Origin of the sequence: Desulfosarcina sp. (genome assembly GCF_041551955.1) — a bacterium.
Classification (GTDB): domain Bacteria; phylum Desulfobacterota; class Desulfobacteria; order Desulfobacterales; family Desulfosarcinaceae; genus Desulfosarcina.
The window spans coordinates 1-1,617 of sequence record NZ_JBFELV010000628.1 but is presented as its reverse complement, the minus strand read 5'-3'; the positions used below and the strand labels follow the sequence as shown (position 1 = coordinate 1,617).

Annotated in this window: 2 protein-coding genes; both read left to right on the top strand. The window is 57.8% G+C overall.

Translation table 11 applies throughout. The annotated features are described in order from the left end of the window. Positions 1-141 precede the first annotated feature (141 nt). Positions 142-963, top strand: a complete 822-nt coding sequence (gene boxB, locus ABYV26_RS25025; protein ID WP_372684062.1) for a benzoyl-CoA 2,3-epoxidase subunit BoxB — start codon at positions 142-144, stop codon at positions 961-963. A 446-nt stretch (positions 964-1,409) separates the two neighbouring features. Next, positions 1,410-1,617 (top strand): sugar transferase (locus tag ABYV26_RS25020; RefSeq protein WP_372684061.1); only part of this gene is annotated, 208 nt, incomplete at its 3' end.

Sequence of the window (1,617 nt, the reverse complement as noted above, 5' to 3'; positions counted from 1 at the left end):
TGGAGTCGAAGATCTTCGGGCGACTGAGCGCGTGGCAGAACTGGATCTTCCAGCGGCCCAACGCGGTGGGCGACGACGGTGCGCTCAGGCGCTATGGCACCGGCAAGAAAGCAACCTACGACAGACGGAGAGTATGAACTCATGGCAAGCGTCGAGCTGAGCGAGCGGATCCCCAACAACGTCGGTCTGTCCCACGATCGCCGTCTGCGCCGTGCCCTGGAAGCCTGGCAGCCGCAGTTCCTGGAATGGTGGAACGAGATGGGGCCGGCGGACAGCCAGGCGCGGGAGGTCTACCTGCGCACGGCGACCAGCGTGGATCGCAAAGGCTGGGCGAGCTTCGGCTACACGCACATGCCGGACTACCGCTGGGGCGTCTTCCTCGCCCAGCCGCAGGAGGAGCGCAAGATCGCCTTCGGCGAGCACCGCGGGGAACCCGCCTGGCAGGAGGTACCGGGCGAGTATCGCGCGGCGCTGCGTCGACTGATCGTGATCCAGGGCGACACCGAGCCGGCGTCGGTGGAGCAGCAACGGCTGCTGGGGCTCACCTGCCCTTCGCTTTACGATCTGCGCAACCTCTTCCAGGTGAACGTCGAGGAGGGTCGTCACCTGTGGGCAATGGCCTATCTGCTGCATGCCTACTTCGGTCGCGACGGCCGCGAGGAAGCCGAGGCGCTGCTGCAGCGGCGCTCGGGCGACGAGGACAAGCCGCGGCTGCTGGGCGCCTTCAACGAGCAGACGCCGGACTGGCTGTCGTTCTACATGTTTACCTTCTTCACGGATCGTGACGGCAAGTACCAGCTCTCCGCGCTGTCGGAGTCGGGCTTCGACCCGCTGGCCCGCACCTGCCGCTTCATGCTGACGGAGGAAGCGCACCACATGTTCGTCGGCATCACGGGTCTGTCGCGCATCGTTACCTGGTTAGCGATGACCAGGATGTGTCGACGCCCGGACTTATCCGACTGATCGCAGCCTCGCTGAAAAGACCTGTATTTCTTTTTCCGTTTCCGCAGGTGTTGCTGCGTTTAATTGGCAATCTTCTTGGCAAAGGAGATGCCATAAATCGATTGTTCGGATCATTGACCGTCGATATCTCCAAAATTAAAAAAGAGCTTGAATGGACACCCCCGTTTTCCATTGAATCCGGCTTACAGCATACGGCGGATTGGTATAAAACAAAATGATGGTGGAACCAATTTCAAAACGCCCCATTTCGGCCAATATCGGCGTTGGGCTCACATTTCAATCCTCAACGCAGCGCGGCGACGCCTGCGGTTGAAATGATCTCCCGCCTTGATCTTGAACGAACTAAGACGTTTTGAAACAGGCTCGATGGTGTCACATTTTCACCCAAACTGAGTGTTTCAAATTTTTACAGATAGAATATCCGGAACCATAAGACTACCCCGATCATGAAGCGTTGGTTTGACATATCCTTATCACTTTGCCTCCTGGTTATTTTCGGCATTCCCATGTTGTTGCTCGCATTGGTCATCAAACTGACCTCCGAAGGGCCGGCATTGTATTGGTCCGACCGTGTCGGTGTGAATAACACGATTTTCAGAATGCCGAAATTCCGAACCATGAAAGTGAACGCACCCATTGTGGCCACCCACTTGC